This window comes from Streptomyces sp. NBC_00572 (genome assembly GCF_026341815.1).
In the GTDB taxonomy this organism is placed as follows: Bacteria; Actinomycetota; Actinomycetes; order Streptomycetales; family Streptomycetaceae; genus Streptomyces.
Genome location: NZ_JAPENX010000001.1, coordinates 3,409,234 through 3,422,584, shown reverse-complemented (window position 1 = coordinate 3,422,584; position 13,351 = coordinate 3,409,234). Strand labels below are relative to the sequence as shown.

Sequence of the window (13,351 nt, the reverse complement as noted above, 5' to 3'; positions counted from 1 at the left end):
GCCCGCCCGGATCCGTCCGGGCGGGCCATCGACGTAGTCGGTCAACCGGTGAAGGCCTCGGGACCGAAGCGGCCCCACACCACGAACCCGATGAGGACGATGTAGGCCAGGTCCACGCCCACGAGCTTCAGCTCCCGACGCCGGATCCGGACGATCACCGCTCCCACCATGACCAGCAGCAGCCCGACGGCGGCCAGCGGCACGAGGACCGGTGCGATGCCGAGCACCGCGGGCAGGACCAGACCCAGGGCGGCCAGGGCCTCCAGGGCCCCGATGGCCTTGACTCCCCCGTCGCTGAAGTCCTCGACCCACTGCCCGCTCGGCCCCGCGGCGGCGATCTTCGTCTTCGGGGTGACCAGCTTGTACCCGCCGCCGGCGAGGTAGGCGAGCGCGAGCAGTCCGGTGACGATCCACAGGGCGAGGTTCATGGAGTTCTCCTTCAACCGTTACGGGGGGGGAGGCGCGGGCGCGGCTAGGCGTACTGGCCGGGCTGGTAGCCGCCGGCGGGCTGCTGGATCATGACGTTGGCCCGGTTGAAGGCGTTGATGAGCGCGATCTGGGAGACCAGGGCGGCGAGCTGGTCCTCGTCGAAGTACTTGGCGGCGTTGGCCCATGCCTCGTCCGTGACGCCGCCGGCGCCGTCGGCGAGGCGGGTGCCCTGTTCCGTCAGCTCCAGGGCGGCGCGCTCGGCGTCGGTGAAGACGGTGGCCTCGCGCCAGGCGGCGACGAGGTGGAGCCGTATCGGGGTCTCCCCGGCGGCGGTGGCGTCCTTGGTGTGCATGTCGAGGCAGAAGCCGCACCCGTTGATCTGGCTGGCGCGGATCCTCATCAGCTCCACGGTGGCGGCCGGCAGCGACGCGTCCGCGAGCACCTTGCCCGCCGCGATGATGTGCTTCCAGGCCTTGACGGCGACCGGGCTGTCGAACATGTTCAGGCGAGCGTTCATGGCGGGTTCCTCCATCGTCGGTCGGTGACTACACCCCCAGGACGGAACGAGCTCGCCGAGATGTGACATCCCGGAATGTGACCCGCGTCACCCCGGTTGCCGGGCCGCCGGATCAGGGTCAACCAGCCCTGGCCGGAGGGCCGTTGGGTACGGGCTCCGGCGGGCAGCCCCTTGGTTCCGGTGGCGATCGCTTCCTCGACGCTCGCGCCGGTCGGCTTCGCACCGGTCAGATCGGCGCCCGCCACCGCCTCCTGGACGCCGGGCGCGCTCGTCGCCGTCCCCACGACCGTGGAGGTGACCGGGCAGCCGTCGAACCGGTCCGAGCGGTCCGAGCGGTCCGCGGGAGCTACGGCCGGTAGTAGGCGTCGATCGGCGCGCGCGCCTCGTCGAACAGTGCCGGGCCCTCCTGCGCCACCGCCGGCCAGGCGCCCGACTGCGGGTTGAGTTCGACGAGTTGCTCGGTGGAGAGGGCATGGACGACCCGGCCGATCCCGGAGCGGACGATGCCGCCGGCGCACATGCCGCAGGGCTGGCAGCTGGTGTACAGGGTGACCCGTGCGGCCGTCTCCGGGTCGAGCTCGCGGGCCGCCCAGCGGGCGAGCTTCAGCTCCGGGTGGGCGGTGATGTCGTCGTCGCGCCGCACCGTGTTGTGGGCCTCGGCGAGCACGGTGCCGTCCGGGCCGGCCAGCAGGGAGCCGTACGGTGCGTCGCCCAGGGTGACGGCATGGGCCGCGATGCCGATGGCGCGCCGCAGCAGGGTCTCGTCGGCGGTGGTGATCACGATGCACTCCTCCATCGGGTGGCCACGGCGGTGAGCGCCTGCCAGGCCTGGTCGGGCCGGCGGGTCTCCTCCGGATCTCCGTGGTACGGGTCGAACACGACCGTGTCGGCACCGAGCAGGCGGAGCTGCTCAAGGTCGTCGAGGATCTGCTCGACGGTGCCGACACCGGCGGGCCGTTCGGGGTCGTCGACCGGTTTGTCGGTCAGGCGAAGGGCGATGCGGGGCGCGAATGCCGGCAGCGAGTGCTCCGACAGGACCGAGCGCATTCGGGCCAGGGGGAGCCGCAGCGGGTGCCAGGCGTCGCCGAACCTGACGGTACGCCGGATCGCCGCCTCGCTGTGGCCGCCGACCCAGACGGGGACCGGGGTGTGGACCGATGCGGGGATTGGGTCGTGGACTTGGTCGTGGACCGGGGCGGGGATTGGGTCGTGGACTTGGTCGTGGACCGGGGCGGACACCGCAGCCGTCGTGGTGGTCTCCGCCTGCGCGCGCCAGGTGTCCCGCAGGGTGCCCAGGTATGCGTCGGTGAGCTTGCCTCGCCGGGTGAACGGCACGCCGAGCGCCTCGAATTCCTGACGCGCCCAGCCGACGCCGACCCCGAGGACGAACCGGCCGCCACTGAGCTGCTGGAGGTTGGTCGCCATGCGTGCCACCAGGAGCGGATGCCGGTAGGGCAGCACCAGGACGGTGGTGCCCAGCCGGAGCCCGGTGGTGATGCCGGCCAGCCAGGACAGCGTGGTGAACGGCTCGTAGAACGGCTCCGGGTACCGCTCGGCCACGTCCGGGGTGACAGCCACGTGATCCGACACCATCAGGAGGTCGAAGCCGAGTCCCTCCACGGTCCGCGCCCACTCGCGCAGGACGCCGGGATCGGTCCCGGGTCCGAAGTTCGGGACGTTGACGCCTAGTTGCATGGCCCGAGGCTATCCCTGCGACAGCGGGATACGGAACTGGAAACTCCCGGTGATGCAGGACTTCTCCCGTGCTTCTGCCGGTAGCATCGCGATATGGCCGCGAATCTTGACGAAGTCGACTGGGCGATCATCGAGCAGCTGCAGCAGGAGGCCCGTATCTCCCTGAGCGAGTTGGGGAGGCGGGTGAAACTCAGCTCCTCGGCCACCACGGAACGGGTGCGGAACCTGGAGGCGTTGGGCGTCATCACCGGCTATCACGCCGTGGTGAACCTGGCCAAGGTCGGCTATCCCGTACTCGCCGTCGTCCGGCTGAAGTACCCGGGCAACCACCACCAGCCGCTGCGGCGGCTGCTCGCCGAGCGCCGGGAGATCCTGGAGTGCCTGCGCACCACCGGCGACGACTGCTACACCCTGAAGGTGGCCGCGACCTCCATGGAACACCTGGAGACCCTCATGGACGAGCTGGCCGGCTTCGGCAGCACGACCACCAGCGTCGTCTACAGCCAGACACTCCCTTACCGCGGACCTTCCCGCGTCCGGGACTCCGGATAACGGGCCGCCGCAGCGGCGAGGCGGCTAGGCGGCGAACGTCCCGGGCGGCGAGGGTGGCCGTGTCCGGATCTTCGGCAACGACCCGGCCGTCGCGCCAGTCCGGCCGCACGGGCGGCCCGCAACTCGCGTGCGCGGGGCCCGATCGTCGCGCACCGTGAGCATGAACACCGATGATCTTGCCCTCCGGCGTGCGGAGGCCTCCGACGCGACCGCCGTGGCCGACGTGTGGCTGCGTTCCTTCGGCGCCGCGCTGCCGACCGTGCGCCGCGCGCACGGCGACGACGCGGTGCGGAGCTGGTTCGCCCACGTGGTCGTGCCGCACCACGAGACCTGGGTGGCGGTCGCCGAGCCCGGCGTGGTGGGGCTGCTGGTGCTCGACGGCGGGGACGAGGAGGGCGGCGAGGACGGTGGGCACCTGGAACAGCTCTACCTCGACCCGTCGTGGCGCGGCCGAGGCCTCGGCGACCGCTTCATGGACCTGGCCAAGCGGCAGCGGCCGCGGGGGCTGGACCTGTGGACGTTCCAGGTCAACGCCCCGGCGCAGCGGTTCTACGAGCGGCACGGCTTCGTCGCGGTGGAGTGGACGGACGGCCTGCGCAACGAGGAACGCGAGCCGGACGTCCGCTACGCCTGGCGGCCCCGCTGAAGCACCTGGCGGTGTCAGCAGATCGTGCCGGGCCGGGCCTCGGTGGCCTTGAGCAGATCCCGCAGCAGGCCGAAGTCGATGTTCTCCGGCCTGCGGAACCGCAGGCACCCCTTGCCCATGTCCTGCCCGGTCAGCCGTTCCTCGAACGCCTCACAGACGTCACCGCGCATGAGATAGAACGAGATGTACTGCTTCTGGCTGGCAAACGCGATCTCGCAGGCGCCGTCCCGCTCGTATGCGGGCATCCCGTACGCCATGACCTCGTCGAAGCCCACCAGCTCCTCGCGGCACAGCTGCCGCACCTTGGCCAGCGCGGTCCTGCGTTCTTCAGGGACCTCGGTCAGGTAGCCGTCGACATCGCTTGCCTTGCTCTGCACCATTCCGTGAGGCTATGCCGGATTCACGGCCCTCATCAACAGGTCCCACACCCCCTAGCCCCGGGCCGTGTCCGACGGTGGCGCCTCGGCGACGAAGAACAGGAAGCCGATCTTGGTCGAGAGGGCCTGGAACTCGTCCGGGAACAGCTCACGGGCGGCCGGGTGTAGCTGGTCCTGGATCGCGGGTCGACCACGTGCAGGGCCGTGTCGGCACCGAGCCGCCGCCTGGCCAGCTCCAGCATCCCGGCGCTGGAGTCGATGCCGGTGACGTGGGCGCCTCGGTCGCGCAGTGCCACGGACAGGGGGCCCGAGCCGCAGCCGGCGTCCAGGATCCGACGGCCGGCCACGTCTCCGGCGAGGGCCAGCACCGCGGGCCGCTCGTAGTACGCGTCTACGTTTCACACGATCCGCTGGACAGGAGCGGTGAGTTGAGGCTGTCCGGACGCCGCCGGGATCAGACTCCGACGGCTCCGTCGATCCGTTCCCGGATCAGGTCGGCGTGCCCGTTGTGACGGGCGTACTCCTCGATCATGTGAATGAGCACCCAGCGCAGGGAGACCGTGCCGCGCCACGCGTCCTGGCCCTCGACGTCCAGGTGCGCGGCCCCGGTCACGAAGGCTTCCGCGAAGGCGACTTCGTCGTGCCAGGCCGCCCAGGACTCCTCGACGGTCTCGGGTTCGGGGCCACTGCCGTCGAAGTCGCCCTCGGGGGTTTCCGGGGAGGAGAAGCGCAGCTCGATGTCCTGGCCGGCGAGGACGGCCCGGAACCAGCGGCGCTCCACGTCGGCGAGGTGCCGGACGAGGCCGAGCAGGGAGAGCGAGGACGGGGACACGGAGCGCAGGGCCAACTCCGCCTCCAGTCCTGAGCACTTCAGCTTCAGGGTGGCCCGCTGAGCATCCAGCATCGCGACGAGCATGGCCCGCTCGTCGCCGGTCGCGGGGCCGCCGAACCGGCCCTCGCTGCCGGTACCGGTGAACAGTTCGATCCGTCGGTCAGGAATCTTCATGCCCGCATCATGATCTCCGGATGGCCGCCCACGGAAGCGCGAGCCACCCGAAACGGCGGTGGAGAAACGCCCTTGCGCGCCGTTGCCGTGCTGTCGAACCGAGCGGTCTGACCGAGGACTTGGCATTGAACACCGTGCGAGACCTCCCGGCCCCCGCAGGCCGCGAGATCATCCGTTCACCAGCCTGCGCCGAACGCCTCGGCTAGATTTCCGACGTGGACGCGCTGACCTCTGAAGACCCGACGCACGTGGGCCCGTACCGCCTCATCGCCCGCCTGGGGGCGGGCGGTATGGGGCTGGTCTACCTCGGTCGCTCCGACATGGGCCGTACGGTCGCGGTCAAGGTCGTACAGGCCGAGTTCGCCGCCCAGCCCGAGTTCCGCAGGCGCTTCGCCCGCGAGGTGGCGGCGGCCCGGCGGGTGGGCGGGAACTGGACGGCGGATGTCCTCGACGCGGACACGGACACCGAGGTCGCGGTGCCGTGGGTGGCCACGCAGTACATCGCCGGGCCCGACCTGACCACCGTCGTCGCCCGCGACTTCGGCCCGCTGCCCGAGCACTCGGTGCGCGTTCTCGCCAACCGGCTCGCGCTCGCGCTGCAGGTCGTGCACGACGCGGGCCTGATCCACCGCGACCTCAAGCCGTCCAACGTCCTGGTGACGGTGGACGGGCCCCGCGTCATCGACTTCGGCATCGCGCGGGCGATGGACAGCCTGGCCGGCGACAGCCTGCACACCCGCACCGGCATGTTGATCGGCTCGCCCGGTTTCATGTCGCCGGAGCAGGTCCGGGGCCTCGAACTCACCCCTGCCAGCGATGTGTTCTGCCTCGGTGCCGTCCTCGTGTACGCCTCCACCGGGCGTCTCCTCTTCGGCGCCACCGACACCGGCCTGAACGCGCACCTCTTCCGGGTCGCCGAGGAGGAGCCCGACCTCACGGACGTACCGGATTCCCTCCTCGGTCTCGTACGTACCTGCCTGGAGAAGGACCCGGCCAAGCGGCCCACTCCTCCGCAGATCGCCGCACAGACGGGCGGGGACGACGGCGGGGTCTGGCTTCCGGGGGAGGTGCTGGTCCAACTGGGGCGCCATGCGGCCCAGTTGCTGGACTACGTTCCTGCGGCTCGTGCCGAAGCACCCCCGACCTCGCCCGCGACGGAGCCGGCTTCCGGCACCCCGGCCTCCCCTGCGTACACCCCGACCACCCCGTCCACCCCGACCCCCGTCTCCGCTCCCGCCTCCACCCCGCCCCCCTTCTCCGCCTCCGCCCCGACCGCTCCGGCCCACGGCGTACCCGCTCCGTCCCCCCGCCGTCGGGGAACCCTGGCGGTGATCGTGCTGGCACAGCTGGCGGCGCTGCTCGGGGCGACGACCGCGCATCTGGACCACTACGAGCGTGACAGCCCGGAGTCGTACGTCTTCGGGGTCGCCTTCGCCGCACTGCTGTTCCTCGGCGGGCACCTCGCCGACCGCGTGGGCGGCAGACGGACGTTGGTCATCGGGCTTTCGGGACTCGCGGCGGCCGCGGTGCTCGGCGGCACGGGCGGCGCCGACTACCCCGCCGTGCTGATCACGGCCCGCGCCCTGCAGGGCGGCTTCGGCGCGCTGGTGACGGCGGCGGCGCTCGCCCTGGTGACCACCGCCTTCCCCGAACCGAAGGAACGGAGGAAGGCGTTCGGGGTCTACGCCACGGTCAGCCTCGGCGGGCCGGTGCTCCAGATGGTCACGACCGGATCGACGGGCCTGGGCGTGGACCTGGCCGTCGTCACGGTCCTCGCCCTGATCGCCCTGGCCGCCACGCGCGTCCTGCCGCACGACCTCACGGACCGCCTGGACCGCACTGGTACCCGGTTCGACGTACCGGGCGTCCTGCTCAGCGCCCTCGGGGTCGCCGCCCTCGGCTACGGCTTCGCCAACGCCTCGCCGAACTGGAACAACGCCCTGGTCGTGGGCCCGCTCGTGGTGGGTCTCCTCCTCTGCGCGGCGTTCCTGTGGCGGCAGAGCGTCGCGTCGAACCCGCTCCTTCCGTCGTACGTCCTCAAGGAGCGCAACAGGCTCGGCGGCTTCCTCACGATGGTGCTCGCCGGCGCCGGCGTCCTCGCCCTGGTCCCGGCCCTGGCCCGCATCCTGATGTGGTCCCTCGACCACTCCGTGTCCGGGGCCGGGCTGGCCATGTTGCCCATGGTCGCCGCGATCGCCATCAGCGCCTCCCTGATCGCCCCCCGTCTGCTGAACCGCTCCGTGGCGCCCCGCGTCCTCATCGTCGCGGGCTTGGTGATCACACCGCTCGGGGTGGCCCTGGGCATCGTCGGCATCGAGAGCGGCGTCGGAAGAATGGGGCTGCAACTGTCCATGACCCTCGCGGGCCTAGGTGCCGGCCTGGCCTTCATGCCGATCTTCGCCACCGTGACGGCCGCCGGGACCGCCACCGGGCTCCACCGCCACTCGGGCGGCGCCTCGGCCGCCCTCCTCACCGCTCAGGCGGTGGGCGGCGGCCTCGGCGCGGCGCTGGTCGGCAGTGTCGGCGCACCTCCCTGGTGGGCGGTCCTCTGCACCCTCCTCGCGGCCCTGATCGCCGGCCTCATGGTGACGGGCAGGGACCTTGTCCCTACCGGCGTACAGCTCGCGCCGAACCACCGGCCGTGAGGAGAGGGACGCTTCAGACGAGGTTCGTCAGGAGGTCCGCGAAGATGCGTGGACGGCTGAAGTAGCCTACGTGCGAGGCCGTGAGGGTGTGCACGTCGAAGGGGTGGTGCGGGGTCAGCGCGTCCGCCGTGCGGATCATGTGGTCCTGGACCGCCAGGGGCAGGCTCCGGTCGGCGGTGAGCCGGACGTACGTGTGCGGCACCCGCCCCCACGTGTCGGCCCGGACCAGCGCCCCCGGTTCCATCGCCGAGTAGGTCTCGTCCGGGTCCAGGGAGTCGAGCAGCAGCCGGAACTGGTGGTCGGTCGAGTCGGCCATGACGGCGGCCTTCAGCGCCGCGAACACGTCCGGATCGGAGTGGGCGGCCCGCCAGTTCAGCCGGACGACGCCCGGATCGCCTACGCCCGGCACGGCGATCCGGGCCACTGCGGCGTCCAGGAGGTTGTCGTCGACGACGTCCCACGGCTCGGTGAGCATGGCCGGATCGCTGAGGCAGAGCGCGGAGAGGTAGACCACCCGGTCGAGCAGCTCCGGTGCGGTGTTGGCGACGGCGCTGATCGTCAGGCCGCCGAGGCTGTTGCCGACCAGGACGATCGGCCCCGACGCGGCGAGCCGCCGCAGGGTGTCCACCACGTGGCGCACGTTGTCCTTCAGCGTGACCCCGCGCAGCGCGGAGGGCGCGGCGGCGAGGGCCGTGACGTCCTGGGGTTGCCGGTAGTAGGCGGCAGGGGTGTCGGCGAGGTCGCCGTGACCGGGCAGGTCGACGGCGTGCGAACGATAACCGAGCAGGGCCAGCTCGTTCTGCAGCGGGCCCCAGGCCCGTGCGTTGCTGGAGCCGCCGTGAACGCATACGAAAACGGGGCGCGAGTCTGCGCGCATGGTGAAGATCCTCGTCATCCTGAGGCGAAGTGTGAGCGGTGAACCTGGGCGTGGGACCCCGTGCCGGCGGCGGCCGGCATCGCGGTCAGCGCGTCGACCGACCGCGCAGGGCCTGCCAGTTGTGGATGACGGAACACATGCGTGCGACCGTAGCAGCAGGAGCTGGAGGACGTCGGGCAATTAACGGCCGTGCGCCCCGGACGGCGCTGGTGCTCACTTCCTCACCCGACCCGACCGAGGAAGGGATGGGCGACGAGCGCAGCTGAGTTTGCCCCTGGGGTCGACCAGGGCAAGATCGCGTGCAGTGACGAGCGGTCGGAGGCGGCAGCATGGCCAGGGACATCCAAGTGACGTACGACTGCGCCGATCCGCGCGCCCAGGCGGAGTTCTGGGCCGCGGCGCTGGGCTATCGCACCCAGCCGCCGCCCGAGGGCTTCGCCGACTGGCCGTCCGCGCTGACGGCGCAGGGCGTACCTCCCGAGCTCCAGAACCTCCGGGCCGCCATCACGGATCCGGCGGGCAAGGGCCCTCGCCTGTACTTCCAGAAGGTCCCGGAGGGCAAGACGGTGAAGAACCGCGTGCACCTCGACGTGCGCGCCGCGCCCGGACTGACCGGGGACGAGCGGATGGCCGCGCTGGCCGAGGAGGCCCTCAGGCTGGAGGCGCTGGGAGCGAAGGAGCTGTACCGGTTCGAGGCCAACGCCATGGACGAGTCGATGATCGCGATGGCCGACCCCGAGGGCAACGAGTTCTGCCTGGACTGAGCGGCCGATCCCCGACCCCGGACGTCAGCCCGGGTTGGGGCGAAGGCCGGGGCTGACTCCTCCCACGGCGAAGGCCCCCACCCCCGAGTTCGGGGATGGGGGCCTTCCATCGTCAGACGCGGCGGATCAGAACGCGCCGTTCAGGTTCCACCAGCTGTCGGTCTCCGGGAAGCCCGCTTCGAGCTTGCCCGTGCCGGTGCCCGAGTAGAGCACCAGGGCGCCCTCGCCGCGGAACACGTTGGAGGAGTAGCTGCTGCCGGAGATCGCGGCCAGGTCGTTGTGACCGTCGCCCTCGAAGTCGCCGACGGCGAGGAGGGAGGCCATGACGTTCCAGCCGCCGGCGCCGATCAGGACGCGGGCCCCGAGGGCCCCGGTCTTGCCCGGGTAGAGCCAGAGCTTGCCCGTGGCCGCCTCGCGGGCGATCAGGTCGGCCTTGCCGTCGCCGTTCATGTCGCCCGGCGCCGCCAGGGTGTTCATGACGTTCCAGCCACCCGCACCGATCAGCTTGCGCGCGCCGAGGGTGCCCGTGGACGTGCCCGGGTAGAGCCACAGCTTGCCCGTGGACTTCTCGACGGCGAGGACGTCCGAGCGGCCGTCGCCCGACAGGTCACCGAAGGCGGTGATGCTGTTCATGACGTTCCAGCCGCCGCTGCCGATGAGCTTGCGGGCGCCGAGGCTGCCGGTGCCGGTGCCGGGGTAGAGCCACAGCTTGCCGGTGGCCGTCTCGCGGGCGATGACGTCCTCGCGGGCGTCGCCGGTGAAGTCGCCGTGGCGGGTGAGGGCGTTCATGACGTTCCAGCCGCCCGCGCCGACGAGCTTGCCCGTCCCGTTGCCGGGCAGGAACCAGAGGCGGCCCGCCTTGTCGCGGACGAGGATGTCCGACGTGCGGTCGGCGTTCAGGTCGCCGAAACCGGCCGCCTTGGTGGCTTCACCCGCGTGCCAGACCGGGTACGGGTCCATGGCGCACTCGCGCTCGGTGGGGACGAACTTCACCGAGCTGACCGAGTTGCTGCCGGGACCGCCCCACTCGGTGCCCGAGGGGTTCGGGTCCATGACGCCGACGTTGCCTTCGAGGCCGTGGTTGGCGTCGTCGTACAGGCAGGCGAACTTGTTCGTGCGGTTCACGACCGACCGGAACGTGTTGTCCCAGCCGCCGAGCGTCGCCACGCTCGTGTTCGTCTTGTACATCGTGCCGGTGCCGTTGTCGGTCTTCCAGGCACAGAAGTAGCCCGACGGGCAGTCGCTGATCGCGGCCTGGGCGGGCGCGGCGCCCGCGCCCAGGAGCCCGGCCGAGCTGAGCCCCAGCGCCGTGGCCACCGTGGCCAGGCGCCGCAGCAGAGATGTGCGCATGCAGTTCCTCCCTGAGGCGGCGCGGAGAAGGCCTCGAACGCGCCGCGAGAGGGACCGTACCCTGCCGGGCTCTCGCGCCCGGAGGGGGGTCGCCCTTCCCCCCAGGAGGGCGGTCTACGAGGTGAGGACGCCGTTCAGGAAGGGTCCGACCGCCTCGCGCCAGGCGTCCGGGTGCTCGTAGTGGAGGAGGTGGCCCGCGTCGGGGATCTCCGCATACGCCCCGCGGGGCAGCACCCGGACCATCTCCTGCGCCTCGGCACGGCCCAGCTCGCCGTCCAGGCCGCGGACGACCAGCGTCGGGCAGCGGACCTGGGCCAGCGACTCCCAGTGGGCGTCGTGCACCCAGGTCTCTCGGGAGGTCAGCATCTGCTCCGGGTCGAAGACCGGGCGCCAGCCGTCCGGGTGCTCGGCCATCACCTCGGCGAAGAAGGCACCCCGGGCGGGGTTGGGCCGCTCCACCCACGGGTCCTCTTCGCCGAACCAGCTGCGGGCGGCGTCGAGCGAAGGGAACGGGGCCGGCCAGCGGCGGAACCAGTCCCGCCACTCGCGCTGCGAGGCCGCGCCGAGCGCCGAGGCACGCATGTCGCAGATGACCAGGGCGTGAACGAGGTCGGGGCGCTCTGCGGCGAGCTGCCAGGCCGTGAGGGCGCCCATGGAGTGGCCGATCAGGGTGACAGGGCCGAGACCGAGCTGCTCGACGGCGGCGGCCGCGTCCGCCACGTACGCCTCGCGGGTGAAGACCCCGCCGGGGGGCTTCTCGCTGTGCCCGTGGCCGCGCTGGTCGAGGGCGATGGTGCGGGGGTGGGGCCCGGGGCGGCGAGGGACGGAGGAGGCGGAGAGGACGGAGGGGGCTCCGGGCGCGGGGAGCGTGATGGCGGGGGCGCCGGGGCCGGGTCGGGGCACTCCGGTGTCGAAGGGGCCGGGGCCGAGCCCGATGCCGGAGGATCCGGGGACGGGGACGCCGGGGCCGGGGAGCCCGATGCCGGGGGATCCGGTGTCAGGGCGGGCGGCCGCTGCCGTGAGGCGGCTGATCGCCGGGGCCCAATGGGCGGCGTGGCCCATCAGGCCGTGGAGGAGTAACACCCCGGGGCCGGCCTGCGGGGCGGTCCCGGGCGTGAAGTCCCAGGCCGCCAGCCGTACGCCGTCGGCCCCGGTGACGTCGAGTCGTCGCGCCATCCCTGGCACCCCCTCTTCTTGCCTTCGAACCACGCCAGACTATCGAACTCGCATTCGAAAATGCGCTCCTGCCGCGCAACACCCCTCGTTCGAGTGACAGGGCTCAAGGATTGACGACCGCTGCCGAGGGGAGATCTTGAACGGGAGGCGGACCGCTCGGGGAAAAACGGTCCGAGGGGATGACCTTGAGAGCTCGGGGCTCCAGGTCAGCACAGGGGAGGACAGGCCCCGGCGCCCAAGGGCGCCGGGGCCCTCTGCTGTCCGGGGCCCGCGGGCCACCCGGACGGACGGCACCCGACGCACCGTATCCACTCGCCGCACCACCCCACCCCTCCCCGGTATCGCCTCGCCCGACCCCCGCTATCGGACCACTGCGACCCAGCGTGGCACGGCGAGGGCGCGGGCGTAGCCATTCCGGCGTAAAACGGGGCGCACGGCGGTCGTCACCCCCTTCGCGTACAACCAATGACCCCTGCAGGGGGTCAAGTTGGTCATGCTCAGCTCACAGGTCCTCACGAAGGGGGACACCGATGCGATCCTCGACCCCGGCCTGCTCACCATCAGTCGGGACCGGCTGATCACGCGCATCCCCCTGGCGGCCGTCCAGGAGGTCCACCCCCGCGGTGACAAAGCCCTGGAGATCGTGCTCACGGACCGGGCGGTCCACCGGATCGAGGGCGGCAACGCCTACGCCACCACGGCATTCCTGACCGCCCTGAACAACGCCCTGCCCGAGGAGAGGGACCCGGCCGGCAGCGCCCTGGTCACCACCGAGGAAGGCGGATTCATCCTCAAGATGTGGCAGGCGTGGACGGGCGGTGCGGCCGCCCTGGCCGCCTACGTCGGCTACGTCTGGTGGACCGCGGCGGCCCACGGCGGCGGCATGGGCTTGGCGGCCTTCGCCGGACTGCTCGCGCTGCTCGTCGGCCTGCTCTCCACCTTCGCCGTGGTCATGAGCGTCATCGACAAGGCGGTCCTCGCCCGGCGGGGCATCACCGTCGTGGCCAGGCGGGCCTACTACCCGAACGGGAAGAAGGCCCGCCACTACACCTTCACCGACACCAGCGGCAACGAGCACAGCCAGGACGCCCCCCACCGCGTCACGGAGAACATCCACGTCGTCTACGACCCGGAGAAGCCGGCCCGCCACGCCGCGCGCGAGACGGTCTTCATGATCGTGCTGAAGCACACCTCCGGCGGCGCCCTCGCGCTCGGAATCCTCTCCCTCGGCCTGTGGGGCGTCCTCGCCCCCTACATCTGACCGGAAACCGCTGCCCCGGAAGCCGAAAGGGGCGCCCCACCGGTCCGTTCACCGGC

At 71.7% G+C, this 13,351-nt stretch carries 14 protein-coding genes and 1 pseudogene; 5 read left to right on the top strand and 10 right to left on the bottom strand.

Annotation, left to right across the window (positions count from 1 at the left end):
* Positions 1–41 precede the first annotated feature (41 nt).
* The 4 genes from OG514_RS15930 to OG514_RS15915 all read right to left on the bottom strand — a co-directional run bounded on the left by OG514_RS15930 (position 42) and on the right by OG514_RS15915 (position 2,641).
* Positions 42–428, bottom strand: a complete 387-nt coding sequence (locus tag OG514_RS15930) for a DoxX family protein (RefSeq protein WP_266895098.1) — start codon at positions 426–428, stop codon at positions 42–44.
* Between the two features lie 44 nt (positions 429–472).
* The gene (locus tag OG514_RS15925) at positions 473–946 is read right to left on the bottom strand and encodes a carboxymuconolactone decarboxylase family protein (protein ID WP_266895096.1); all 474 of its coding nucleotides are present in this window, start codon (positions 944–946) and stop codon (positions 473–475) included.
* Between the two features lie 346 nt (positions 947–1,292).
* A complete protein-coding gene (locus tag OG514_RS15920; protein ID WP_266895094.1) occupies positions 1,293–1,727 on the bottom strand; it encodes a nucleoside deaminase in 435 nt (144 codons plus the stop codon).
* Positions 1,724–2,641: a TIGR03619 family F420-dependent LLM class oxidoreductase gene (locus OG514_RS15915; RefSeq protein ID WP_266895092.1), complete on the bottom strand. Its 918-nt coding sequence runs from the start codon at positions 2,639–2,641 to the stop codon at positions 1,724–1,726. The genes OG514_RS15920 and OG514_RS15915 overlap by 4 nt, the downstream gene beginning before the upstream one ends.
* 93 nt (positions 2,642–2,734) lie before the next feature.
* On the opposite strand from OG514_RS15915, the gene OG514_RS15910 reads away from it, so the two are divergent.
* Positions 2,735–3,193 carry an Lrp/AsnC family transcriptional regulator gene (locus OG514_RS15910; RefSeq protein WP_266895090.1) on the top strand — a complete coding sequence of 153 codons (459 nt, stop codon included), beginning with the start codon at positions 2,735–2,737 and terminating at the stop codon, positions 3,191–3,193.
* 160 nt (positions 3,194–3,353) lie between these two features.
* Entirely contained in the window at positions 3,354–3,839 is a 486-nt protein-coding gene (locus OG514_RS15905; RefSeq protein WP_266900865.1) for a GNAT family N-acetyltransferase, read from the top strand.
* 14 nt (positions 3,840–3,853) lie between these two features.
* Here the strand turns inward: OG514_RS15905 and OG514_RS15900 are convergent, their stop codons facing one another.
* From OG514_RS15900 to OG514_RS15890, 3 genes and pseudogenes are all read right to left on the bottom strand, one after another.
* Positions 3,854–4,219, bottom strand: coding sequence for an iron chaperone (locus OG514_RS15900; RefSeq protein ID WP_266895088.1), 366 nt, complete (start codon positions 4,217–4,219; stop codon positions 3,854–3,856).
* Positions 4,220–4,270: 51 nt separating this feature from the next.
* Positions 4,271–4,611, bottom strand: a pseudogene (locus OG514_RS15895) (class I SAM-dependent methyltransferase); the annotation flags it as partial.
* Positions 4,612–4,670: 59 nt separating this feature from the next.
* Entirely contained in the window at positions 4,671–5,222 is a 552-nt protein-coding gene (locus OG514_RS15890) for a DinB family protein (protein ID WP_266895086.1), read from the bottom strand.
* Between the two features lie 215 nt (positions 5,223–5,437).
* Here OG514_RS15890 and OG514_RS39365 point away from each other — a divergent pair, with 215 nt between their 5' ends.
* A complete protein-coding gene (locus OG514_RS39365) occupies positions 5,438–7,867 on the top strand; it encodes an MFS transporter (RefSeq protein ID WP_323181547.1) in 2,430 nt (809 codons plus the stop codon).
* A gap of 13 nt (positions 7,868–7,880) precedes the next feature.
* Here OG514_RS39365 and OG514_RS15875 read toward each other — a convergent pair whose 3' ends face one another.
* A complete protein-coding gene (locus OG514_RS15875; RefSeq protein ID WP_266895084.1) occupies positions 7,881–8,744 on the bottom strand; it encodes an alpha/beta hydrolase in 864 nt (287 codons plus the stop codon).
* A gap of 329 nt (positions 8,745–9,073) precedes the next feature.
* Here OG514_RS15875 and OG514_RS15870 point away from each other — a divergent pair, with 329 nt between their 5' ends.
* Complete coding sequence (locus tag OG514_RS15870; protein WP_266895082.1) at positions 9,074–9,508, top strand: VOC family protein; 435 nt, start codon at positions 9,074–9,076, stop codon at positions 9,506–9,508.
* Between the two features lie 126 nt (positions 9,509–9,634).
* Here OG514_RS15870 and OG514_RS15865 read toward each other — a convergent pair whose 3' ends face one another.
* Complete coding sequence (locus OG514_RS15865; RefSeq protein ID WP_266895080.1) at positions 9,635–10,858, bottom strand: FG-GAP-like repeat-containing protein; 1,224 nt, start codon at positions 10,856–10,858, stop codon at positions 9,635–9,637.
* Positions 10,859–10,972: 114 nt separating this feature from the next.
* Positions 10,973–12,034, bottom strand: coding sequence for an alpha/beta fold hydrolase (locus OG514_RS15860; protein ID WP_266895078.1), 1,062 nt, complete (start codon positions 12,032–12,034; stop codon positions 10,973–10,975).
* 493 nt (positions 12,035–12,527) lie between these two features.
* On the opposite strand from OG514_RS15860, the gene OG514_RS15855 reads away from it, so the two are divergent.
* Positions 12,528–13,295 (top strand): hypothetical protein, encoded by a 768-nt coding sequence (locus OG514_RS15855; protein WP_266895076.1) that lies wholly within the window; start codon positions 12,528–12,530, stop codon positions 13,293–13,295.
* Positions 13,296–13,351 lie beyond the last annotated feature (56 nt).